Origin of the sequence: Streptomyces sp. MUM 2J, from assembly GCF_022414535.1 — a bacterium.
Lineage (GTDB): Bacteria > Actinomycetota > Actinomycetes > Streptomycetales > Streptomycetaceae > Streptomyces.
The window spans coordinates 84,086-106,188 of sequence record NZ_JADWYM010000023.1; the positions used below are offsets into that span (position 1 = coordinate 84,086).

General features: G+C 73.4%; 15 protein-coding genes and 2 pseudogenes. 12 read left to right on the forward strand and 5 right to left on the reverse strand.

The genetic code is table 11. From position 1 onward, the window contains the following. Positions 1-243 precede the first annotated feature (243 nt). Positions 244-2,667, forward strand: coding sequence for an alpha,alpha-trehalase (locus I3F54_RS19590; protein ID WP_240120119.1), 2,424 nt, complete (start codon positions 244-246; stop codon positions 2,665-2,667). Between the two features lie 331 nt (positions 2,668-2,998). Here I3F54_RS19590 and I3F54_RS19595 read toward each other — a convergent pair whose 3' ends face one another. Continuing rightward, positions 2,999-3,682 (reverse strand): glycerophosphodiester phosphodiesterase, encoded by a 684-nt coding sequence (locus I3F54_RS19595; RefSeq protein WP_240120120.1) that lies wholly within the window; start codon positions 3,680-3,682, stop codon positions 2,999-3,001. 33 nt (positions 3,683-3,715) lie between these two features. Beyond that, a pseudogene (locus I3F54_RS19600) lies at positions 3,716-4,898 on the reverse strand (adenosine deaminase); the annotation flags it as partial. A 63-nt stretch (positions 4,899-4,961) separates the two neighbouring features. On the opposite strand from I3F54_RS19600, the gene I3F54_RS32130 reads away from it, so the two are divergent. Then, entirely contained in the window at positions 4,962-5,951 is a 990-nt protein-coding gene (locus I3F54_RS32130; protein ID WP_275676455.1) for a DUF4190 domain-containing protein, read from the forward strand. 180 nt (positions 5,952-6,131) lie between these two features. On the opposite strand, the gene I3F54_RS19610 is transcribed toward I3F54_RS32130, so the two are convergent. Beyond that, positions 6,132-6,716, reverse strand: coding sequence for an NADAR family protein (locus I3F54_RS19610; RefSeq protein WP_240120122.1), 585 nt, complete (start codon positions 6,714-6,716; stop codon positions 6,132-6,134). Between the two features lie 214 nt (positions 6,717-6,930). Between I3F54_RS19610 and I3F54_RS19615 the strand changes: the two genes are divergently transcribed. The 8 genes and pseudogenes from I3F54_RS19615 to I3F54_RS19650 form a co-directional block, all read left to right on the forward strand. Then, positions 6,931-8,439, forward strand: a complete 1,509-nt coding sequence (locus I3F54_RS19615) for a gamma-aminobutyraldehyde dehydrogenase (protein WP_240120123.1) — start codon at positions 6,931-6,933, stop codon at positions 8,437-8,439. A 55-nt stretch (positions 8,440-8,494) separates the two neighbouring features. Then, on the forward strand, positions 8,495-9,742 hold the full coding sequence (locus I3F54_RS19620; protein ID WP_240120124.1) for a PotD/PotF family extracellular solute-binding protein: 1,248 nt from the start codon (positions 8,495-8,497) through the stop codon (positions 9,740-9,742). A gap of 5 nt (positions 9,743-9,747) precedes the next feature. Then, positions 9,748-10,911, forward strand: coding sequence for an ABC transporter ATP-binding protein (locus I3F54_RS19625; protein WP_240120142.1), 1,164 nt, complete (start codon positions 9,748-9,750; stop codon positions 10,909-10,911). Beyond that, a complete protein-coding gene (locus tag I3F54_RS19630; protein ID WP_240120125.1) occupies positions 10,911-11,840 on the forward strand; it encodes an ABC transporter permease in 930 nt (309 codons plus the stop codon). Before I3F54_RS19625 ends, I3F54_RS19630 begins: the two co-directional genes overlap by 1 nt. Continuing rightward, positions 11,841-12,641 carry an ABC transporter permease gene (locus I3F54_RS19635; RefSeq protein WP_240120126.1) on the forward strand — a complete coding sequence of 267 codons (801 nt, stop codon included), beginning with the start codon at positions 11,841-11,843 and terminating at the stop codon, positions 12,639-12,641. Between the two features lie 227 nt (positions 12,642-12,868). Beyond that, positions 12,869-14,296, forward strand: coding sequence for an FAD-binding oxidoreductase (locus I3F54_RS19640; protein ID WP_240120127.1), 1,428 nt, complete (start codon positions 12,869-12,871; stop codon positions 14,294-14,296). Between the two features lie 492 nt (positions 14,297-14,788). After that, positions 14,789-15,262 carry a hypothetical protein gene (locus I3F54_RS19645; RefSeq protein WP_240120128.1) on the forward strand — a complete coding sequence of 158 codons (474 nt, stop codon included), beginning with the start codon at positions 14,789-14,791 and terminating at the stop codon, positions 15,260-15,262. A gap of 123 nt (positions 15,263-15,385) precedes the next feature. Continuing rightward, positions 15,386-15,591 (forward strand): annotated as a pseudogene (locus tag I3F54_RS19650) (chitinase); the annotation flags it as partial. Here the strand turns inward: I3F54_RS19650 and I3F54_RS19655 are convergent. Further along, complete coding sequence (locus I3F54_RS19655; RefSeq protein ID WP_240120129.1) at positions 15,530-16,411, reverse strand: phosphatase PAP2 family protein; 882 nt, start codon at positions 16,409-16,411, stop codon at positions 15,530-15,532. The pseudogene I3F54_RS19650 and the gene I3F54_RS19655 sit on opposite strands and share 62 nt — an antisense overlap. A 113-nt stretch (positions 16,412-16,524) precedes the next feature. Beyond that, on the reverse strand, positions 16,525-17,859 hold the full coding sequence (gabT, locus tag I3F54_RS19660; protein WP_240120130.1) for a 4-aminobutyrate--2-oxoglutarate transaminase: 1,335 nt from the start codon (positions 17,857-17,859) through the stop codon (positions 16,525-16,527). 282 nt (positions 17,860-18,141) lie between these two features. Between gabT and I3F54_RS19665 the strand changes: the two genes are divergently transcribed. Next, the gene (locus I3F54_RS19665; RefSeq protein ID WP_240120131.1) at positions 18,142-20,265 is read left to right on the forward strand and encodes an ATP-binding protein; all 2,124 of its coding nucleotides are present in this window, start codon (positions 18,142-18,144) and stop codon (positions 20,263-20,265) included. A gap of 154 nt (positions 20,266-20,419) precedes the next feature. Beyond that, entirely contained in the window at positions 20,420-22,087 is a 1,668-nt protein-coding gene (locus I3F54_RS19670; RefSeq protein WP_240120132.1) for a PucR family transcriptional regulator, read from the forward strand. Positions 22,088-22,103 lie beyond the last annotated feature (16 nt).

Genomic DNA, 22,103 nt, shown 5'->3' on the forward strand with positions numbered 1-22,103 from the left:
GCCGCCTGGCCGCTCGTGCCGCACCGCCTTCGTTCCGCGCCGTCCTCGCCTCGCCCGTCCCGCCCGTCCGGTCGGCGCCCGTCCGGCGGCCACCCCGGCAGTCGCTCCTCCCTCCGTCACGGGGTCGGCCCGATTCCGGCGCGGACCCCGCTGCGCCCGTGTCGCGATTGCGTCCCGGCCGCGGCGTCGGCACGCTGAGTGACGTTCGATCACACGGCGTGACACGGCGATCGGTAGGTGTCCATGGCTCCGAGGCGGCCCCGAGGGCTGTACGTGATCTCCGCCTGCGCGGCGCTCGCGCTGGCGGCGGGAGGGGCCCAGGTCCCCGTCGCGGCCGTTCCCGCGACGGCGGCGGCAGGACACCCCGCCGGGGGGTCTCGCGCGCTGTCCACCGGCCGGGACGCCGACGCGCAGCCGCCCGGCCTGCCCGCCGCGCCTCCCGCCGACGCGCTCCCCTCGGTGACGGACGCCTTCACGGCCGGATCCCTCACCGGATGGCGGACGGTGAGCGGTTCCTGGCGGACGACCGCCGGAGTCCTGCGCGGCAGCGGTGAACTGCGCCGTCCACTGTGCGCCTGCGCGGAGACCGAGGAACTGAGCCGGGCCCGGGTCTCCCTGCGCTTCCGGGTCCCGGACACCGCTGCCGACCCCCTGGCCTCGGTGTCGGTGGCGCTCGACGGATCCGCCGACCGCGACCGCCTGTGGCTGACCGCGCTGCCCTTCGGGGCGGCGCCGCGGCTGCAGCTGGTCCGCTCCACCGCCACCGGCGAGACCCGGTACGCCGACACGCTGCGCACCACCGCCCTGGCCCGCGGATCCTGGTACCGCCTGGAACTGGAGTGGCGCCACGGCATCGCCTTCGCCCGCATCCAGCCGGACGGCGCCGCCCGCCCCGCGGCCCCGGTCGCCGGCCATGTCGTCGGCGCCGGCTTCCACCCCGTCGCCGGAGGCCTGCGCACCCGTGCCCTGCCCTCGGTCGACGTGGACGACTTCGCCGCGAGCCGGCTGCGTCGCGGCCCGCGCCGCAGCAGCGCCGAGCGGGGCGTCTTCGCCCCGGTGGCCCGGCACCTGGTGCCCCCGCCCGCCTACGATCCCGCCCGGGTGCCCCGGCCGGTGATCGACGGCAGGCCCGAGTGGCTCGCCCTGTACGACCGGGCCTGGTCCCTGCTCCACACCGGTCACATCAGAAGACCGGCCGCCGGTTCGCCGCTGGTGCGCACCTACCTGGACGAGGCCTTCGGCCCGGACCTGCTCTTCCAGTGGGACACGATCTTCATGACCGTCTACGGGCGCTACCTCCAGCCCGGCTTCGACGTCATGGGGTCGCTGGACAACTGGTACGCCCTCCAGGAGCCGACCGGCGCCATCTGGCGCATCTACCGCGAGTCCGACGGCACCCGGCACCCCTGGGCGGACGGCGCGCGCGGCGTCAACCCGCCGCTGTTCGCCTGGGCCGAGCTGAAGTCGTACCGGCTCACCGGCGACCTCACCCGGGTGCGCCGCGTCCTGCCGGCCCTGCGGGCCTACGCCGACTGGGTCTCCGTCAGCCGCTGGTCGCAGGCCGCGCCGCACCAGCTGTACTGGAACGACGGCGAGGGCAACGGCATGGACAACCTGCCGACGCAGCCGGGCCCCGCCGGTGACGGCACGGGCACCGGGCAGGTCGACATGAGCAGCCAGATGGTGCTGATGTGGCGGAGCCTGGCCGAGCTGGAGACCGCCGCGGGCGGCACCGAGCGCGCCGCCGACGACCGTGCCCTGGCCGACGCGACGGCCGACCGGCTCAACCGCTGGTCGTGGAACGCCGCAGACGGCCGCTACTACGAGGTCACCGCCACCGGGGCGCAGTACGAGGTCGACAGCATCGCCGGCTTCTGGACCCTGCCCGCCGGGGTGGCCACCGGTGACCGCGCCCGGCGCCTCGCCGAAGCGCTCGCCGACCCGGGTGCCTACTGGACCGACATGATCTTCCCTGCCCTGGCGAAGGGCTCGCCGTCGTACGACCCGACCGGGCGGTACTGGCGGGGCGGTGTCTGGGCGCCGACGAACTACGCCGTCGTCGAGGGCCTCCGGGACACCGGCAGCACCGGCCTCGCCCGCAGGGCCGCGGAGAGGTACCTCACGGGGCTGACCGAGGTGTACGGCACCACGGGCACTCTCTGGGAGGCCTACGCACCCGAGAGGCTGCCGGGGGCCTGGCTCGCCGCCTCCCGCAGCGGCGGCACGCCGGTACCGGCCCACGGCGTGGCCCTCGACCCGGGGGGTGCCTATCTCGCGCCCGCCACCACCAAGCCGGGCGACGTGCCGAACCCGGCGGGTGGCACCGACGGCGTCGTCAAGCGGGACTTCGTCGGCTGGACCGGTCTGGGTCCCGTGGCGATGCTGATCGAGGACGTCATCGGCATCGAGGCCGACACCCCGCGCCGCACGATCACCTGGCACCTCACCCGCACCGACCGTCACGGCGTCGACCACCTTCCCCTCGGCGCTCTCGGCACCGTCTCCCTCGTGGCCGACGCGCGCTCCGACACGTCCGCGCCGGTACGGGTGTGCGCGAGCAGCACCGCGCCGGAAGCCCTGACCCTCGTCGTCACGGACGAGGCCGGGAACGCCCGCAGTGTGAGCGTCGCCCCCGGCGCCGACCGGCAGTGCCGGACCCTTCGCTGACCTACGCCGCCGGGGCGTGGGCCCCGTGAACGCCCCGGAGCAGGTCCGCGCACGGGAACGCGGCGTGGTCGCGCGCATCCGGAGGCGGGGCGCGGTGTCGTCCGCGGTGCCGCCCCCGCCGCGCCGGTGCTCGCCACCCGAGGGCGGAGACGGAGGGCGATACGGAGGAAACGGCACGGGCATGGACGAACCGCTGCACCGCGTGCCCCCGCGGAGTCGTCTGACCGGTGGCCCGGCGGGGCACGAGTGGGCCGCCGGGCGATCTGGCGGGGGCGCCGGATGGCCCGGCGGCGAGGAGGACCCGCCAACCGGTCGGGGGCGCGGGGGCCTTTCAGCCCGCGCGCAGGCCGAGCAGGACGTCGACGCGGTTCGTGGTGATCGAGTCGACGCCCGCGTGAAGCAGGCGGCGCATGGAACGGCGGGTGTCCGGGGTCCACACCGACAGCAGGCGGCCGTCGCGGTGGACGCGTTCGGCCAGGGCCCGGTCGACCAGCGAGAAGCGGTAGTTGAGCCAGCGCGGACGGACGGCGTCGAGAAGAGCGGGGCGCGGCGGCGCCACGGTCGTCCACGTCAGGGCGATCTCGGCGGAGGGATCGGCGGCGCGCACGGCGAGCATGGCCGCGGCGTCCGCGCAGTAGTACACCCGGTCCTGCGCCCCGGCCTCCCGCACGGCGTCCACCACCCGCCGGGCCGCCCGCACGTCGGGGGCGCCCGGCAGGTCGAGCATGACCCGGCTGTCGCCGGTCACCGCCAGCGCCTCCGCCAGCGTCGGCACCCCGCCGCCGGTCAGGCGCCGCACCTCGGACGCCGACAGGCTGAGCAGCGGCCGGTCCAGCTCCCACAGCCGCTTCAGCGTGTCGTCGTGCAGCAGCACGGCAACGCCGTCCCGGGTGAGGCGTACGTCGATCTCGACCACGTCCGCGCCGAGGCCGAGCGCGGAGCGCAGTGAGTCGAGGGTGTTCTCACGGACGCGGTAGGGGTCGCCGCGGTGGGCGACGGCGGTCACGTTCTGCATGGGGCCATTGTGGTGGGGCGCGGCCGTCCGGCGTCAGGGGGCGAGCCAGGCGGCCGTGTAGGCGTCGATCTCGTCCTTGATCCGGGCCTTGCCGGGCCCGTCGAGGAAGGATGCCTCGACGGCGTTCTTCGCGAGACCGGCGAGGCCGTGTGCGTCGAGGTCGAGGAGGCGGGCGGCGACGGCGTACTCGGTGTTGAGGTCGGTGCCGAACATCGGCGGGTCGTCGGAGTTGATCGTGACCATCACCCCGGCCTGCACGAACGCGCTGATCGGGTGCTCGTCCAGGGTGGCCACCGCCCGCGTGGCGATGTTGGAGGTCGGGCACACCTCCAGCGGGATGCGCTGCTCGGCGAGATGGGCGAGCAGCTTCGGGTCCTGCGCGGAGCTGGTGCCGTGCCCGATGCGCTCGGCCCGCAGATGGGTCAGCGCGTCCCACACGGTCTCCGGGCCGGTCGTCTCCCCGGCGTGCGGCACCGAGTGCAGCCCGGCTGCGATCGCCCGGTCGAAGTACGGCTTGAACTGCGGGCGCGGCACGCCGATCTCGGGTCCGCCGAGCCCGAAGGAGACCAGGCCCTCCGGCCGCAGCCGGTCGTCGGTGGCCAGCCGCGCGGTCTCCTCGGCCGAGGTCAGGCCGGCCTCGCCGGGGATGTCGAAGCACCAGCGCAGCACTGTGCCGAACTCGGCCTCCGCCGCCGTGCGCGCGTCCTCGATCGCGTCCATGAAGGCCCGTTCGTCGATGCCGCGCCGGGTGGAGGAGTAGGGCGTGATGGTCAGCTCCGCGTAGCGGACCTGCTGCCGGGCGAGGTCGCGTGCCACCTCGAAGGTGAGCAGGCGCACGTCCTCCGGGGTGCGGATCAGGTCCACGACGGAGAGGTACACGTCGATGAAGTGCGCGAAGTCGGTGAAGGTGAAGTAGTCGGCCAGCGCCTCGGGGTCGATGGGGACCTGGGAGTCGGGGTGGCGTGCGGCGAGTTCGGAGACGATCCGGGGGGAGGCGGACCCGACATGGTGGACGTGCAGTTCCGCCTTGGGCAGTCCGGCGACGAACCCGTCCAGGGAACGGGCGCCGGGTGCGGCGGGGGCGGTGGATGCGACGACGCGGTCGGTGAAGCGGTCGGTCAAGGGGTCCTCCCCGGGACGGCGGCCCGGGCCCCTGCGGGGGCGGGCGGGACGCGGGTGATCGGCTGATCGGTGACTCGGGATCATCGTAGGCCGGAGCAACGGCGGATCATCCCTGGCCTTAGCATGACGGAACGCACAGACAGAGGGGGTCCCGCGCATGTCCGACGACGCGCCGACGCCGGAGGTGCCGGAGAGCACCCCCGCGCAGCGGCCGACTGCACCGCCCGGCTCCGCCCGCGACCCGTGGGCCCCGCCGGCGGACGGGGAACCGCAGGGTGAGGCGCCGCGGGTGTCCCTGGACAAGCCGGGCCCGTCCCCGCAGCCGCGGGACGGCGTAGCGCCGGTGTCGCCCGGCGGGGCGGAGCGGCAGCCGGAACCGGGCCGGGCCGCGGAGAACGGGGGAGCGGGACACACGCTCGCCCCGGGCGTTTCGGAGTCCGTCTCGCCGTCCGTCCACGACCAGCGGACGGTCGCCTCGATGCCGGGTCCCGCCGAGGGTGGGAGCCAGACCTCCGGGGCCGCCGCGTCCGCCCAGTCGTGGGCAGGACCCGCCGGCGCGGGCCGGCCGTTCGCGCCCCCCGGCCCGATGGCGCCTCCCGGTCCCGTGGCGCCGGCGGGCGCGGCCAATCCCTTCGCGCCGCCGGGACCGGCCGGGCCGGGAGCTCCCGGGGGGCCGTTCGCGCCGCCCCCCGGCGTGGGCGGCGCCTTCGCCCCGCCCGGTCCCCAGGGCGAGCCCGTGCCCCCGCCGCCGATCGCCCCGGACGGGCCCGGGCGAATGCCCTACGGCCATCCCGGCGCGGGCTACGGCCAGCCGCCGCTGGCCGGCTACGGCCCCGGTGCCCACGCACCGGGGACGCCCGGCGTCCCGGCCGGGTACTACGGCTGGCCCGGTGTCCCCGTGATGCCCAGCAACGGGATGGGCACCGCGGGGCTCGTGCTCGGCATCCTGTCGACCGTCATCTTCTGCCTGTGGCCGCTGGCCATCATCCTCGGCATCCTCGGCGTGATCTTCGGCGCGATCGGCCGCCGCAGAGCCGACCGGGGCCAGGCCACCAACGCCGGCCAGGCCCTGGCCGGCATCATCTGCGGCGCCGTGGGCATCGTCCTCGGCATCGGCCTGCTCGTGCTCACGCTCGTGGCGCACTGACCGACGGCGCCCCGGGCCGGCGGAGGGCGCCCGGGGTAGCCGGGCCCTGCCGAGCCGTGCCCCGGGATTCGCGCCGCGGCCCTCGATCGAGGGCCGCGGCGCCCTGCGCTCAGTGCCGCGCCCCGGGGAGCCGCGACCCGCGGGGTGCCGGCCCCGCGGCCCGCCGCGTGCCGCCCCGCGTCAAACGGCGTCCCGCAGCCGTCCGCGGGCCGCCATCAGGGCGAAGCCCAGCAGGTTCGGCCCGCGCCACCGCTCCGGATCAGAGGCGGCCTCGTCCGTCGCGGCGAGGCCGATGCCCCACACCCGGTCCATGGGGCTGGCCTCGACCAGGACCCGGCCGGCGGTGCCCACCAGGAACGCCCGCAGGTCCGGATGGGCGCCGAACTTGTGGACACTGCCCTCCACGACGATCCGGAAGCGCTCCCGCTCCCACGTCTCCTCGTCGAAGCCGCGGACCAGGCGTCCCGCCTTCTTGGCCTCCGCAGGGTGCCGTGCGTCCAGCACCTGCCGCTCGGCCTCCGGGTCCGCGAACAGCCGGGCCTTCTCCGCCATCATCCAGTGCTCGGCCGTCCGGTACGTCACCCCGGCCACGCTGAACGGCGACGGCCACCACTGACTCAGGCAGCCCGGCCCCACCCGGCCGTCGGGCCGCGGCCGGTGCCCCCAGAAGAGGAGGTACCTCACCGCTGCTCCCGCGCGGATCTGCCTGGTCAGGGACTCCAGGGAGTCGATCGTCGCCGCTTCGTCCCCCGTGGTCCTTCCCATGCACGCGAGTCTGACAGGTACCACGGACAGTGCGTCCCCCCTTTTCCGCTCTGACTCGACACCTGGTCGACAGATTTCGTCGCGTAACCAAAAGGCAACAACGGAATCCCTTGTTGGAGTCCCATTGCTCTGTCAGGATCGGCACTCAAATCGAGCTGGAGCTACGCCACCCACCCCCCCGAAGAGGAGGGGGGTGACGGCGGAGGAGAGCCATATGCAGTTCGCCGCACAGGAACGTTTCGCGGACGGTGCGCAGTTCATCGCGGGCCGTCTCACCCGGGGCAGTTCGGGCCGCACCCACGCCGTGGTGGACCCGGCCACCGGCGACGACGTCCACACGTACGAACTGGCCGGCGCCGACGATGTCGACGCGGCCGTCGCCGCCGCCCGCGAGGCCTTCCCGGGCTGGGCGGGCGCCACCCCCGCCGAGCGCTCGGAGGCGCTGCACCGCTTCTCCGCGGTCCTCGCCGACCGCGCCGAGGACCTCGCCCGCGCCGAGTCCCTGCAGTGCGGGAAGCCGCTGAGGCTGAGCCGCGAGTTCGACGTCCCGGGCACCGTCGACAACACCGCCTTCTTCGCGGGCGCCGCCCGCCACCTGCAGGGCCAGTCGGCCGGTGAGTACTCGGGCGACCACACCTCCTACGTCCGCCGCGAGGCCATCGGCGTCATCGGGTCCGTCGCGCCCTGGAACTACCCCCTGCAAATGGCCGCCTGGAAGATCCTCCCGGCGATCGCCGCGGGCAACACCGTCGTGCTCAAGCCCGCCGAGCTCACCCCGCTGACCTCGCTGCTCTTCGCCGAGGCCGCCACCGAGGCCGGCATCCCGGACGGTGTGGTCAACATCGTCACCGGTACCGGCCGGGAGGCGGGCGAGCACCTGGTCGGCCACCCCGACGTGGCCATGACCTCCTTCACCGGCTCCACGGCCGTCGGCAAGCGCGTCGCCGAGATCGCCACGTCCACCGTCAAGCGCCTCCACCTGGAGCTCGGCGGCAAGGCGCCCTTCGTCGTCTTCGACGACGCCGACCTCGACGCGGCGGCCAACGGCGCGGTCGCGGGTGCCCTCATCAACACCGGGCAGGACTGCACGGCCGCCACGCGCGCGTACGTGCAGCGGCCCGTGTACGAGGAGTTCGTGGCCCGCACCGCCGCCCTCATGGAGACCGTCCGGCTCGGCGACCCCTTCGCCCCCACCACCGACCTCGGCCCGTTGATCTCGCACGTCCAGCGCGACCGGGTGGCCGCCTTCGTGGACCGGGCGCGCGGCTACGCGCGTATCGTGACCGGCGGCGAGGCGCCCGGCGGGGACCTCGCCGGGGGCGCCTACTACCGGCCCACGCTCGTGGTGGACGCGCCTCAGGACAGCGAGATCGTGCAGTCCGAGATCTTCGGCCCGGTCCTCGTCGTCCTCCCCTTCGACACCGACGACGAGGGGATCCGGCTCGCCAACGACACCCCGTACGGGCTGGCCGCCTCGGCGTGGACCCGGGACGTGTACCGGGCCGGCCGTGCGACGCGTGACATCAGGGCCGGGTGCGTGTGGATCAACGACCACGTCCCGATCATCAGCGAGATGCCGCACGGCGGCTTCAAGCAGTCCGGCTTCGGCAAGGACATGTCAGCTTATTCGTTCGAGGAGTACACCCAGATCAAGCACGTCATGTTCGACAATACGGCGGTGGTCAGGAAGGACTGGCACCGCACCATCTTCGGGGACCGATAGCCAAGACGAGGGCCGCCGACCACGGCCGAAACCTTCCCGAAAGGGCACCACGCGCATGGAGCAGTACGAGCCCGACCGCCTGAACCCGGTCCAGCGGGCCGCCGTCAGGCGCAGCCTCCGCAACGGCAGGGCATCCCTGACCCGTCGTTCGCTGCTGCGCGCCTCCGCGGGCGGCGCGCTCACCGTCGGCGGACTCGGGGCGCTGAGCGCCTGCGGGATCCCCGCGGCCGGCAAGACCGCGGGCGGTACGTCCGCGGAGGACCACTCGGCCAAGGAGAAGACCGTCCACTTCTCCAACTGGACCGAGTACATGGACGTCGACGACAGCGGCAAGCACCACCCGACGCTGGACGCCTTCACCGAGCGCACCGGCATCTCGGTGAAGTACACCGAGGACATCAACGACAACAACGAGTTCTTCGGCAAGATCAAGCCGCAGCTCGCCGCGGGCCAGGACACCGGCCGCGACCTGATGGTGCTCACGGACTGGCTGGCCGCGCGCCTGATCCGGCTGGGCTGGGTCCAGAAACTCGACCCGTCCAACCTGCCGCACGCCTACGCCAACCTCTCGTCGCAGTTCCGCACCCCCGACTGGGACCCGGGACGGGCCTACTCCTACCCCTGGCAGGGCATCGCGACCGTCATCGCCTTCAACCGGAAGGCCCTGGACGGCATCGAGGTCAGGTCGGTCTCCGACCTGCTCGACAACCCCAAGCTCAAGGGCCGCGTCGGCTTCCTCACCGAGATGCGCGACAGCATGGGCATGACCCTGCTCGACATGGGCAAGGACCCGGGGAAGTTCACCGACGACGACTACGACGCAGCCGTCGCCCGTCTGCAGAAGGGCGTGGACAAGGGCCAGATCCGCCGCTTCACCGGCAACGACTACACCTCCGACCTCACCAAGGGCGATCTGGCGGCCTGCCTCGCCTGGGCCGGTGACGTCGTCCAGCTCAAGGCGGACAGCCCCGACGTCGACTTCATCATCCCCGACAGCGGGTACATGACGTCCAGCGACAACCTGGTCATCCCCAGCAAGGCGCGCCACAAGACGAACGCCGAGCGGCTGATCGACTACTACTACGAGCCACAGGCCGCCGCGGAGCTCGCCGCGTACATCAACTACGTCTGCCCCGTCGACGGGGTGAAGGACGAGCTGGCGAAGATCGACGAGGACGCGGCGAGCAACCCGCTGATCCTTCCCGACAAGGCCATGCAGGCCAAGTCGCACGCCTTCCGCTCACTGAGCCAGAAGGAAGAGACGACGTACGAAGAGAAGTTCGCGAAGCTGACTGGGGCGTGAGGACGATGAAGACCACCGAGAACAGCGGCGACGTCCGCCTCTCCGGAATCAGCAAGACCTACGGCTCCTTCACCGCCGTGCACCCGCTCGACCTCACCGTGCCGCAGGGATCCTTCTTCGCCCTGCTTGGCGCCTCGGGCTGCGGGAAGACGACCACCCTGCGCATGATCGCGGGCCTGGAGGAGCCCAGCAGCGGCACCGTCCGGCTCGGCGACCAGGACGTGACCGCGCTGCCGCCGTACAAGCGACCGGTGAACACGGTCTTCCAGTCCTACGCCCTCTTCCCGCACCTCGACGTCTTCGAGAACGTCGCCTTCGGTCTGCGCCGGCGCGGCATCAGGAGCGTGAAGAAGCAGGTCGACGACATGCTGGAGCTGGTCCAGCTCGGTGAGCAGACCCGCAAGAAACCGCACCAGCTCTCCGGCGGTCAGCAGCAGCGCGTCGCGGTGGCCCGCGCCCTGATCAACCACCCCCAGGTGCTCCTCCTCGACGAGCCGCTCGGCGCCCTGGACCTGAAGCTGCGCCGCCAGATGCAGCTGGAGCTCAAGCGGATCCAGACCGAGGTCGGCATCACCTTCGTCCACGTCACGCACGACCAGGAGGAGGCCATGACCATGGCCGACACGGTCGCCGTGATGAACGCGGGGCGGGTCGAGCAGCTGGGCGCGCCCACCGACCTGTACGAGAACCCGCAGACCACCTTCGTCGCCAACTTCCTCGGCACCTCCAACCTCATCGAGGCCGAGGTCGGCACCCGCAGCGGGGACGAGATCGTCCTGAAGGCGGGTGGCGGCAAGCTGGTGCTGCCCGTGGCGCGCTGCTCCGCGCCGACGACGGCCGGTGGCCGCGTGCTGGTCGGTGTCCGGCCGGAGAAGATCTCCCTCACCCACGCCGACGACGCGGGCGAGATCCCCGAGGGCCGCAACCGTGTCACCGGCCGGATAGCCGACGCCAGCTTCATCGGCGTGTCCACCCAGTACGTCATCGACAGCCCGGTCTGCCCCGATCTCGACGTCTACGTCCAGAACATCGAGCGCGACAGCCGCCTGGTGCCCGGTGCCGAGGTCGTCCTGCACTGGAACCCGGCGCACACCTTCGGCCTGGACGCGGCCCAGTCCGTGCTCGCGGGGACGGTGGGCTCCGCGGGTCTTGAGGAGGAGGCCGCCTGATGTCGACGCTCACCGAGGCGCCACCGCCTCCCTCCCCGACCGTTCCCGACGAGAAGACGCCCCGCAGGCGTGGCCGGTTCACGCCGTACTGGCTGCTGCTGCCGGGCGTGCTGTGGCTGGTCGTCTTCTTCGCGCTGCCGATGATCTACCAGGCCTCCACGTCCGTGCAGACGGGCTCCCTGGAGGAGGGCTACCGGGTCACGTGGCACTTCGCCACCTACTGGCACGCCCTGGCCGACTACTGGCCGCAGTTCCTGCGCTCGGTCGCCTACGCCGCCTCGGCCACGGTCCTGTGCCTGCTGCTCGGCTACCCCCTGGCCTACCTGATCGCCTTCCGCGCGGGCCGCTGGCGGAACCTGATCATGATCCTGGTGATCGCGCCGTTCTTCACCAGCTTCCTGATCCGCACCCTGGCCTGGAAGACGATCCTCGCCGACGGCGGCCCGGTCGTCGGCGCCCTCAACACGCTGCACGTCCTGGACGTCACCAGCTGGCTCGGCTGGACGGCCGGCGACCGCGTCCTGGCCACCCCGCTGGCCGTCGTGTGCGGTCTGACGTACAACTTCCTGCCGTTCATGATCCTTCCGCTGTACACCTCGCTGGAGCGGATCGACGGGCGGCTGCACGAGGCGGCCGGAGACCTGTACGCCAAACCGTGGACGACCTTCCGCAAGGTCACCTTCCCGCTGTCGATGCCGGGCGTGGTCTCCGGCACCCTGCTGACCTTCATCCCGGCGGCCGGCGACTACGTCAACGCCGAGCTGCTCGGCTCCACCGACACCCGCATGATCGGAAACGTGATCCAGACCCAGTTCCTGCGGATCCTGGACTACCCGACGGCCGCGGCGCTGTCCTTCATCCTCATGGCGGCGATCCTGCTCATGGTGACCGTCTACATCCGCAGGTCCGGGACGGAGGATCTGGTCTAAATGCCCTTCGTCAACTGGCTCAAGAGAAATCTCGTCGTCATCGCGGGACTGCTGACGCTGGCCTATCTGCTGCTGCCGAACGTCGTCGTCACCGTGTTCTCCTTCAACAAGCCGAACGGCCGCTTCAACTACCAGTGGCAGCAGTTCTCCACGGACGCCTGGACCGATCCGTGCGGCGTCGCCGGCCTGTGCGGCTCGCTGGGGCTCAGTCTCCAGCTCGCGGTGTGGGCGACGCTCGGCGCGACGCTCCTCGGCACGATGATCGCCTTCGCCCTGGTCCGCTACCGCTTCCGGGCGCGCGGCGTGGTCAACTCGCTGATCTTCCTGCCGATGGCGATGCCCGAGGTCGTGATGGCGGCCAGCCTGCTCACGCTGTTCCTCAACATGGGTGCGCGGCTCGGCTTCTGGACGATCCTCATCGCCCACATCATGTTCTGCCTCAGTTTCGTCGTCACCGCGGTCAAGGCCCGCGTGATGTCCATGGACCCGCGCCTGGAACAGGCCGCCCAGGACCTCTACGCCGGCCCGGCGCAGACGTTCCTGCGCGTCACCCTGCCCATCGCGGCCCCCGGGATCGCCGCGGGCGCACTGCTCGCCTTCGCCCTCTCCTTCGACGATTTCATCATCACCAACTTCAACGCCGGTTCGACCGTCACGTTCCCCATGTTCGTGTGGGGTTCGGCCCAGCGCGGCACGCCGGTGCAGATCAACGTCATCGGTACGGCCATGTTCCTGGTCGCCGTGCTGTTCGTGCTGGCCTCGATGGTCCTCGGCAACCGCCGCAGCCGCCGGAAGGCCTAGGGGGAGTCTCGAAAGTCCCGCACAGCACCCGCGGCGCCCGGCATGCACTCTCGCCGCACCGGCCGTAAGTCCGAGTACATCCGGTACGAGGTCTTTCGTCCGGCACGCCGAGAGCACGCACCGGACACCGCGGGCACCGCACCGGACCTTCGAGACTCCCCTGGGACGCCCCGGGGCGCCCGGCGGCACCGGGCGCCCCGGCACATACCTCGTAGGGAGTTGAAATCATGGCCCCTGGCGCCATGAGCCGTGGCAGTGACTGGACGAAGTCCCTCTCCGACGCCCAGCCGGTCCCGTACTGGCTGGACGACCCCGGCCGCCCCCGCCCCGAACCCGCCCTCACCGCCGCCGAGACCTGCGACCTGCTCGTTGTCGGCGGTGGCTACAGCGGACTGTGGACCGCGCTCCTGGCCAAGGAGCGCGACCCGCAGCGGGACGTCGTCCTGCTGGAGGGCCGTGAGGTGGGCTGGGCCGCCTCCGGCCGCAACGGGGGCTTCTGCGCCGCCTCCCTCACCCACGGCCTCCCCAACGGGCTCGCCCGCTGGCCGGACGAGATCCACACCCTGGAGGAGCTGGGCGCCCGCAACCTCGACGAGATCGAGAAGGCGGTCGCCCGCTACTCCCTCGACTGCGACTTCGAGCGCACCGGCGAGATCGACGTCGCGACCGAGGCCTACCAGGCGCGGGAACTGCGCGACTGGTACGAGGAGATGGAGCGCCGGGGCCTCGCTGGCGGCGTGGAGTTCCTGGACGCGGAGGCGGTCCGGGAACAGGTCGACTCGCCCACCTTCCGGGCCGGCCTGTTCGACCGCCGTGGCGTGGCCATGCTCAACCCGGCCAAACTCGCCTGGGGCCTGAAGCGAGCCTGCCTCGCCCTCGGGGTCCGCGTCCACGAGCACACGCCCGCGCTGACGCTGAAGCCGTACGGCGCCGGCGTGGCCGTGCGCACCCCGTACGGGCAGGTCCGCGCCCGCCGGGCGGCCCTCGCCACGAACATCTTCCCCAACCTGCTCAGACGGGTGCGGGCCTACACCGTCCCCGTCTACGACTACGCGCTGATGACCGAGCCGCTCAGCGCCGACCTGCTCGCGTCGATCGGCTGGAAGAACCGGCAGGGACTCGGCGACAGCGCCAACCAGTTCCACTACTTCCGGCTCTCCGCCGACAACCGCATCCTGTGGGGCGGCTACGACGCGATCTACCCCTACGGTGGCCGGGTACGCGCCGAGTACGACGACCGCCCGGAGACCTACGCCAAGCTCGCCGGCCACTTCTTCACCTGCTTCCCGCAGCTGGAGGGCGTCCGCTTCACGCACGCCTGGGGCGGCGCGATCGACACCTGCTCCCGCTTCTCGGCCTTCTTCGGCACCGCCCACCAGGGCAAGGTGGCGTACGCGGCCGGCTACACGGGCCTCGGCGTCGGCGCGACCCGCTTCGGCGCGGACGTGATGCTGGATCTGCTGGCGGGGCGGGCCACCGAGCGCACCGCGCTGGAGATGGTCCGCAGGAAGCCGCTGCCGTTCCCGCCGGAGCCCTTCGCCTGGACCGGCATCGCACTCACCAAGTGGTCGCTGGCCCGCGCGGACGCGCACGGCGGCCGGCGCAACCTGTGGCTGCGGACGATGGACAGGCTGGGGCTCGGTTTCGACAGCTGACCTCGCGCCGCGGCGGGCCGTGTCGGCTGCGCGGGGACGCCCGGTGCGCCCCCACCGCACGGGTCGAGGACCCGGGTCCGTCTGGTACGAGCCCTGCCGCCTGCCGCCTGCCGCCTGCCGCCTGCCGCCTGCCGCCTGCCGCCTGCCGGCCTCGGGCCGGCGAAGACGGACCGGCCGCCGCTCCCCGACGGGCGCAGGCGTTCTGACGCGGTGCCGGGCGGCGGACGGGTGCGCCCGCGTCCGGGCCCGGGCCGGTGCGGACCGCCCCCGAAGGGCCGCCGGACGCCCGCCCGCAGGGGCCGACCCCGACGGCCGATCCAGGGTGCGCCCCGCGGCCGAGGGGGCGCGGGAGGGCGGTGCCCGCTCCCCGTCGATGCGCCTGTGACCCACCTCACCCGAAAGAGGTGCCGGAATCCGCGTAATGTCCGTGAGCGGCCCGCCTCTCTTCCGCTGACGCGCCCGCGTCCACGCAACGGAGAGAGAGGTCTTCTGATGGCTGCGGCTAAGACGGCGGTCGAATGGCTGGCATCCGTCGCACCGGATCCCGATGCCTGCCGCTGGGAGTGGGAGCGCAACCCGCTCGGGGTCGCCCTGCTGCCCGCCGGCAGGGCCTGGGACGTGCTGATCCTGCCCGGCGAACTCGGCTACCCCACTCTCGACGTGCTCACACGCATTCTCGACCACCCCGGTCCCGTCCTGGTCGACTTCGGTGACGACCGCATGGGTTTCTTCGTCCCGCCGGGCACGGCCGCCCGCTGGCTCGGCACCGGCATCCGATCCGTCGGTGCCGGCACCTGGATCGTCGTGCCGTACCCCGGTCGGCAGGCCAACGGGATCCGCTGGCTCGTCCCGCCGGACGGATCAGGCACCCTGACCGATCCGGGCCTGCTGGAACTGGCCATGCACGAGGCGGCGGCCGAACTGGCGCGGGAGCCGTCGAGGAGGCCGTCGAGGGACGGCGACTGACCCCGCGGACGAGGCGCCCCGGCGACCGGCGGTCTTCACGACGGAATTGGTCCGGACCAAGTGGAGCGCGCTCCACCCTTCCGAAATCCCCCACACCCGGAGGCGGTTGTGGACCGCTCCAGACCTGCCCCCGTCAACGCGGGCAACGGGGACGTCTCTCCGGCCGAGGCCACCCGGACCCTGACTGCCTGACGAAGGGGACGGACTGCGGGTCGTACGCCACCCACGGAACCCGGCCCGGCCTGCGCGGCCTGATGACCTGGTCGATCAACTGGGACCGGTACGGGAGCCGGGAGTTCCAGCGGGCCTTCGACGGCTGCTTCGGCTGAGCGGCGAGCCCAGCAGCACGAGCAGGACGGTGCCCAGGCACCAGCCGGCGACGACGTCCAGCGGCCAGTGGTAGCCGCGGCGGACCAGTCCGTAGGAGACGCCCAGGACCAGGGCCGCCCCCGCGAGGACCAGGACCCGCCGGGCGGCCGCCGACCGCAGCCAGGGCAGTAGGAGGAGCACCGCACCGCCGTAGGCGACGGCGGCGGTGGTGGTGTGGCCGGACGGGTAGTAGCCGGACGCCGGCGGGACGACGGGGGTGCCGGGACGGTCGGTCCATTCCTTCAGGGGCACCACCAGGGCCGGCACGAGCGCCATGACCACGGCCGCGGCGGCCGGCGGCAGCCACCACCGGTCCGCGCCCGCGGCGCGCCCGCGCACGGTCACCCGGACGGCGGCGACGGCCAGGACCGGGACCGCCACCTGGACGTTCCCCAGGTCGGCAAGGAGTTCGGAGAAGCGGTCCGGGGCGACCAGCAGGCGGCTGAGCCGCGCGTCCAGCCGGAGCAGCGGGCCGTCGGCCAGGACCTGCCAGGTGATCAGCGCGAACACGACGGCCGGGAGAACGAGCAGTGGGGGGAGCCGGGAGCGCGGCGGGAAGGAGGCCGGCCGCCCCGGAACAGGGGGGGAAGTTCCGGGGTGGCCGTCCGGATCGGAACGTCGCGCGCCCCGGGGGGTATGGGGCGGGCGACCGTCCGATCGGTGAGGAGATCCGGAGCCGCTGGCTCCGGCTGTGTGCGCGAGGGCACGGCCAGGTCGCAGCTCGTCAAGCCCCGGCCCGGGATCGCCCACGGTTCCCCGCGGGCGAGGTGTTTCTCTCATCCGGGTAGAACCTACGGCAGGGGGTGCCGGTGCGACAGCCGGAAGCGGCTCCTGCCATCCACCTCGCACACCTTCTTCACACGCTCTGCCGCAGGTGCACGCGGCGGTCCGCCTCAGACGCGGGCGAACGCCTGCTCGATGATGTCGAGACCCTCGGCGAGCAGGTCCTCGCCGATGACCAGCGGGGGCAGGAAACGCAGCACGTTGCCGTAGGTGCCGCAGGTCAGGACGAGCAGGCCCTCCTGGTGGCAGGCCTTCGCGAGCGCGGCCGTCGCCTCCGGGTTCGGCTCCTTGGTGGCACGGTCCTTGACTAGTTCGACGGCGATCATCGCGCCACGCCCGCGGATGTCGCCGATGATGTCGAACTTCTCGGCCATGGCCGTGAGGCGGGCCTTCATGACCGACTCGATGTCCTTCGCCCGGGCGTTGAGATCGAGCTCCTTCATCGTCTCGATCGCGCCGAGCGCGCCCGCGCAGGCCACGGGGTTACCGCCGTAGGTGCCGCCCAGGCCGCCCGCGTGCGCGGCGTCCATGATCTCGGCGCGGCCGGTGACGGCGGCGAGCGGCAGACCGCCCGCGATGCCCTTCGCCGTCGTGATCAGGTCCGGGACGATGCCCTCGTCCTCGCACGCGAACCACTGGCCGGTGCGGCAGAAGCCGGACTGGATCTCGTCGGCGACGAAGACGATGCCGTGCGCGGAGGCGAACTCGCGGATCGCGGGCAGGAAGCCCTTGGCCGGTTCGATGAACCCGCCCTCGCCCAGCACCGGCTCGATGATGATCGCGGCCACGTTCTCCGGGCCGACCTGCTTGGTGATCTGGTCGATGGCCTGCGCCGCGGCCTCCGGGCCGGCGTTCTCGGCGCCGGTCGGCCAGCGGTAGCCGTAGGCCACCGGCACCCGGTAGACCTCCGGGGCGAACGGGCCGAAGCCGTGCTTGTACGGCATGTTCTTCGCCGTCAGCGCCATGGTCAGGTTGGTGCGGCCGTGGTAGCCGTGGTCGAAGACCACGACCGCCTGGCGCTTGGTGTAGCTGCGGGCGATCTTGACGGCGTTCTCGACGGCCTCGGCGCCGCTGTTGAACAGTGCCGACTTCTTGGCGTGGTCACCCGGCGTGAGCTCGGCCAGCGCCTCGGCGACGGCCACGTAGCCCTCGTACGGCGTGACCATGAAACAGGTGTGCGTGAAGTCCTGGAGCTGCGCGGTGGCGCGGCGTACGACGGCCTCGGCGGACGCGCCCACGGAGGTGACCGCGATGCCGGAGCCGAAGTCGATCAGACGGTTGCCGTCGACGTCCTCGATGATGCCGCCGCCCGCACGCGTGGTGAACACGGGCAGCACGGAGCCCACGCCCCGCGCGACCGCGGCGGTACGGCGGGCCTGAAGCTCCTGCGACTTCGGGCCGGGGATGGCGGTGACGACGCGGCGCTCCTGCGGAAGTGCGGTCATGCGGGGCTCCTGGGGGTATTGCGGACGCTTTCCTTCTTTTCTCGCAGGTTAGGACGGGCGGGGAGGGGTGGGCATGCTCCATGTGGGCGTTGTCGGCAGGTCCCGTTGTCCGCCGTGGACATAGAGGGCGCGGGGACGGCGCACACGGCGGACGGGCCGCTGGCCCGGACCGCGGTCACCGCTTCCCGGACGCCCGGCCGCGTAAGCGGTGAACTCCCCTTGCCGGGGCGTTAGATTGGCTCGCTGATGGTGGACGGAACGGCTGGTCAGGGGGCAACCGCGATGGACAGCGACGGGACGCACGACACACGGGGCACGCACGCGAACCCGGTGCCGCGTCCGGCGGGACCCAGGGAGGGCCTCGCCGTGCCGCCGATGCCCCAGGCCCCGCCGGGAACACCGCCCAGGCCGGACGGATCGGCCTTCCTGACGTGGCTGCGGGCGCCCCGGCCGCAGACGGCCCCGGGAGTGTGGCGGTTCGGGCACCGGCCGCGACCCGAGGAGGAACCCGAGCTGCTCCCCGCCCGGCAGCTGATCAGCGGAGCCCTGATCGCCTTCCTCGTCGGCTGGCTGCTCTGGTCCCTGCTGTGGAACGGCTACCTCGGCGGCTGGTGGCTGCTCCCGCTGTACGCGATGATCCCGGACTCCTGGGCCCAGCCGCACAGCTTCGGCGCGGTCGTGGTGGTCTACGCCTACTACGTGCTGATCGCGCTCACCATCATGGTCGGTGTGGGCCGCCTCGGCCGCTGGGGTGAACTGTGGCGGCGCTACGGGCCGCCCGCCTGGCGCCGCACCGAGCGGGTCGACCGCCGCCCGCCCGCCCCCGACGAGGATCCCGCCGAATGGCCCCAGCTGCGTGCAGCCGGCGCCACCGACGCCGCCGAGCGGCTCGCCGCCGAGGCCCGGGCCGGGCTGATGCGGGACGTCGACCAGGCCCGGATCGCCCGCGCCTGGCAGGGCGTGCGCAACGGCCGGCACAGCCTCGCCGCCTTCACCGGCGCGGTGCTCAGCGAGGGCGCCGCCGCCTGCCTGCACCCCTCCGGCGCCCGCGACCTGCCCACCCGGCAGGCCCGGCACGACCTCCTCACCGGCCAGGTGCGGCTCGGTACGACCGCCGACGACCCGCGCAACCCCTACGCCTACCGCGGCACCGGGCTCGCCCTCGGCCCCGACCTGCTCGGCACCTCGCTGCTCGCCGTCGGCCCGGCAGGCTCCGGCAAGACCGGCAGCGTGGTCCGGCCGCTCGCGGAGTCCCTGTGCCTGCACGCGCTCGCCGGACGGGCCGCGGTCGTGGTGGTCGGCGCGGCCGGTGCCGGACTCGGCCCGGCCGGCGCCTACGACGTCGTCGTGCGCATCGGCCACCCGGACTCCGTCCACGACCTCGACCTGTACGGCGGGACCACCGACCCCGACGAGGCGGCGGCCGTGCTCGCCGAGGCGCTCGTCGGCGACCTCGCCGACCCCCACCCCGGCGGCGACGGCCGGCGGGCCACCACCGTGCTGGCGCAGCTGCTGGGGCCGTTCCGGGCCGTCCACGGGCACTTCCCGTCCGTGCCGGAGCTGAGGCAGTTGCTCGACGGCGCACCCGGCCCACTGGCCGCGCTGCGCAAGGCGCTCCAGGAGAGCGGGCAGGAGTCGCTGCTGCGCGAACTCGACGCGCGGGAGCGGCAGATGGGGCACCCCGGAGACATCGGCGGGGTGCTCGCCGACCGGGTCGCGCTGCTGGACCGGCCCGCCTTCGCCGGGTTCTTCGACACGTCCCCGACCGCGCGCCCGTTCTCGCCCCAGGCCCTCGACCACCCCGTCCGGGTCCGCATCGACCTGCCCGAGCGCGGACACGCCGACGCCTCCCGGATGCTGGCCCGGCTCGTGCTGGCCCAGTTCACCGCCGGTGTGGCGGCCCGGGAGGACCGGTCGCTCTTCGCCTGCCTGATCCTGGACGACGCGACCGGGACCGTCACCCCGCAGGCCGTGCGCGGCATCCAGCGACTGCGGTCCGCCAACGCCGGTGCCGTGCTGACCCTGCGCACCCTGGACGACGTGCCGCGCCCGCTGCGCGGGCCGCTGCTCGGGGCCACCGGATGCCGGGTCGCGCTGTCCGGGCTGACCCCGTGGGACGGGCAGGACTTCGCCGAGGTGTGGGGCAAGGAGTGGACCGAGGCCCGGGACGTCACCGACCGGCAGATCATCGCCGAGACGCCCGCCGGGAAGGCCGTGCACATGCTGCGCCGTGTGATCACCGGCAAGGCACCGACCGCCCGCGCGGTCACCGTCCGGCAGGTCGAGCGGGAGCGCTGGTCCGCTTCCGAACTGGCGCACGCGGTCCCGCCGGGACACGCCGTGCTGTCGCTCACCGACGTCAAGGGCGAGCACGCGCCGCCGCTGCTGGTGGACCTGCGCCGCTGACCCGGGCGGCGGAGGGACCGGGGAGCGGGCCCCGGGCCGCCACCCGGAATCCGGTGGCGGCCCGCGCAGGACCTTACGGTGAGGCAGAATCGCCATAGGTCGTTCATACGCGGCGGCCAAAAGATCAGTGAGATCTCGTCGACCTGAAGGCCCCATGCCCCCCACCCTCGCCTCGCTCGTCCACCACTCCGCACTCAAGCTGACCGTGCGCGCGGGCGGGGACCGCCTGGACGTGCCCGTGCGGTGGGCGCACGTGAGCGAACTCGCCGACCCCGTGCCCTACATGCAGGGCGGCGAGCTGCTGCTGATCACCGCGCTGAAGCTGGACGCCGAGGACCCCGAGGCGATGCGGCGCTATGTGAAGCGGCTGGCCGGGGCCGGTGTCGTCGGGCTCGGGTTCGCCGTCGGCGTCAACTACGAGGAGATCCCCGGCGCCCTCGTCGACGCTGCCCGCGAGGAGGGGCTGCCGTTGCTGGAGGTGCCGCGCCGCACCCCCTTCCTCGCCATCAGCAAGGCGGTGTCGGCGGCCATCGCCGCCGACCAGTACCGGTCGGTCACCGCCGGGTTCGCCGCGCAGCGGGAACTGACCAGGCAGGCCCTCAACGCCGGCCCCGAGGGGCTGCTCGGCGCGCTCGCCGCACAGGTCGACGGCTGGGTGGCCCTGTACGACGCGTCCGGCGCCGTCGTCGCCGCCGCGCCGGAGTGGGCCGGGCGGCGCGCCGCCCGGCTCACCGCGGAGGTGGAGCGGTTGCGCGACCGCCCCGCACCGGCCTCCTCCGTCGTCGGCGGCCCCGGTCACGAGGACCGCGTCGAGCTGCACTCCCTCGGCACCGGGCGCCGCCCGCGCGCCGCGCTCGCCGTCGGCACGGCCACCGCGCTGGGCACCGCCGAGCGGTACGCCCTCCACTCCGCCATCGCCCTGCTCACCCTCACCACGGAGCGCTCCCGGTCCCTGCACGCCGCCGAGCAGCGCCTCGGCGCCGCGGTGCTGCGGATGCTGCTCGCCGGGGAACCCGACCACGCGCGAGCGGTCGCCGGGGACCTGTACGGCGCGCTGCTGGACGCGCCCTTCCGGATGGTCGTCGCCGAGTCGGCGTCCTCCTCCGCCGCCCGGGTGCACGCCGACGCGCACGCGCGCATGACGGCGGCGAGGCCTTCCCCCGCCGCCGTGCCGGCACCCGCCGACACGGGTGGCGACTCCCTGGGCAGTCTGGCCGAGGCCGTGGAGTCCGCCGCCGCCCGGGCCGGGGAGGCCGTGCTCGTCGTTCCGGAGAGGGGACGGCTCGTGGTGCTCGCCGCCGACGGGGGCGCCGCCGCCGGAGCCTGCACCGAGTACGCGGCGGCGCTGGAGGCGGCGCGCGCCGCGGAGGGCGCCGAGCGGGCGGCCGGCGAGGAGGGCGAACTCGTCGTCGGCCTGTCCGCTCCGGCCGGCCCCATCACCGCCGCGGCCGCGTACCGGCAGGCCGAGCAGGCACTGTCGGTGGCGCGGCGTCGGGGCAGGGTGTGCGTGGAGCACGAGCAACTGGCGGCCGGGTCGGTGCTGCCGCTGCTCGCCGACGACGCGGTCAGGGCCTTCGCCGACGGGCTGCTGCGCGACCTGTACGAGCACGACGCGACCGGGCGGGGCGACCTGGTGGCGTCGCTGCGGGCATGGCTCTCGCGGCATGGTCAGTGGGACGCCGCCGCAGCCGACCTGGGCGTCCACCGCCACACCCTGCGTTACCGGATGCGGCGGGTGGAGGAGATCCTCGGCCGCTCCCTGGACGACCCGGACGTGCGGATGGAGCTGTGGCTCGCGTTGAAGGCGACGACCACGGAGTGACGCCCTCGCCTGCGCG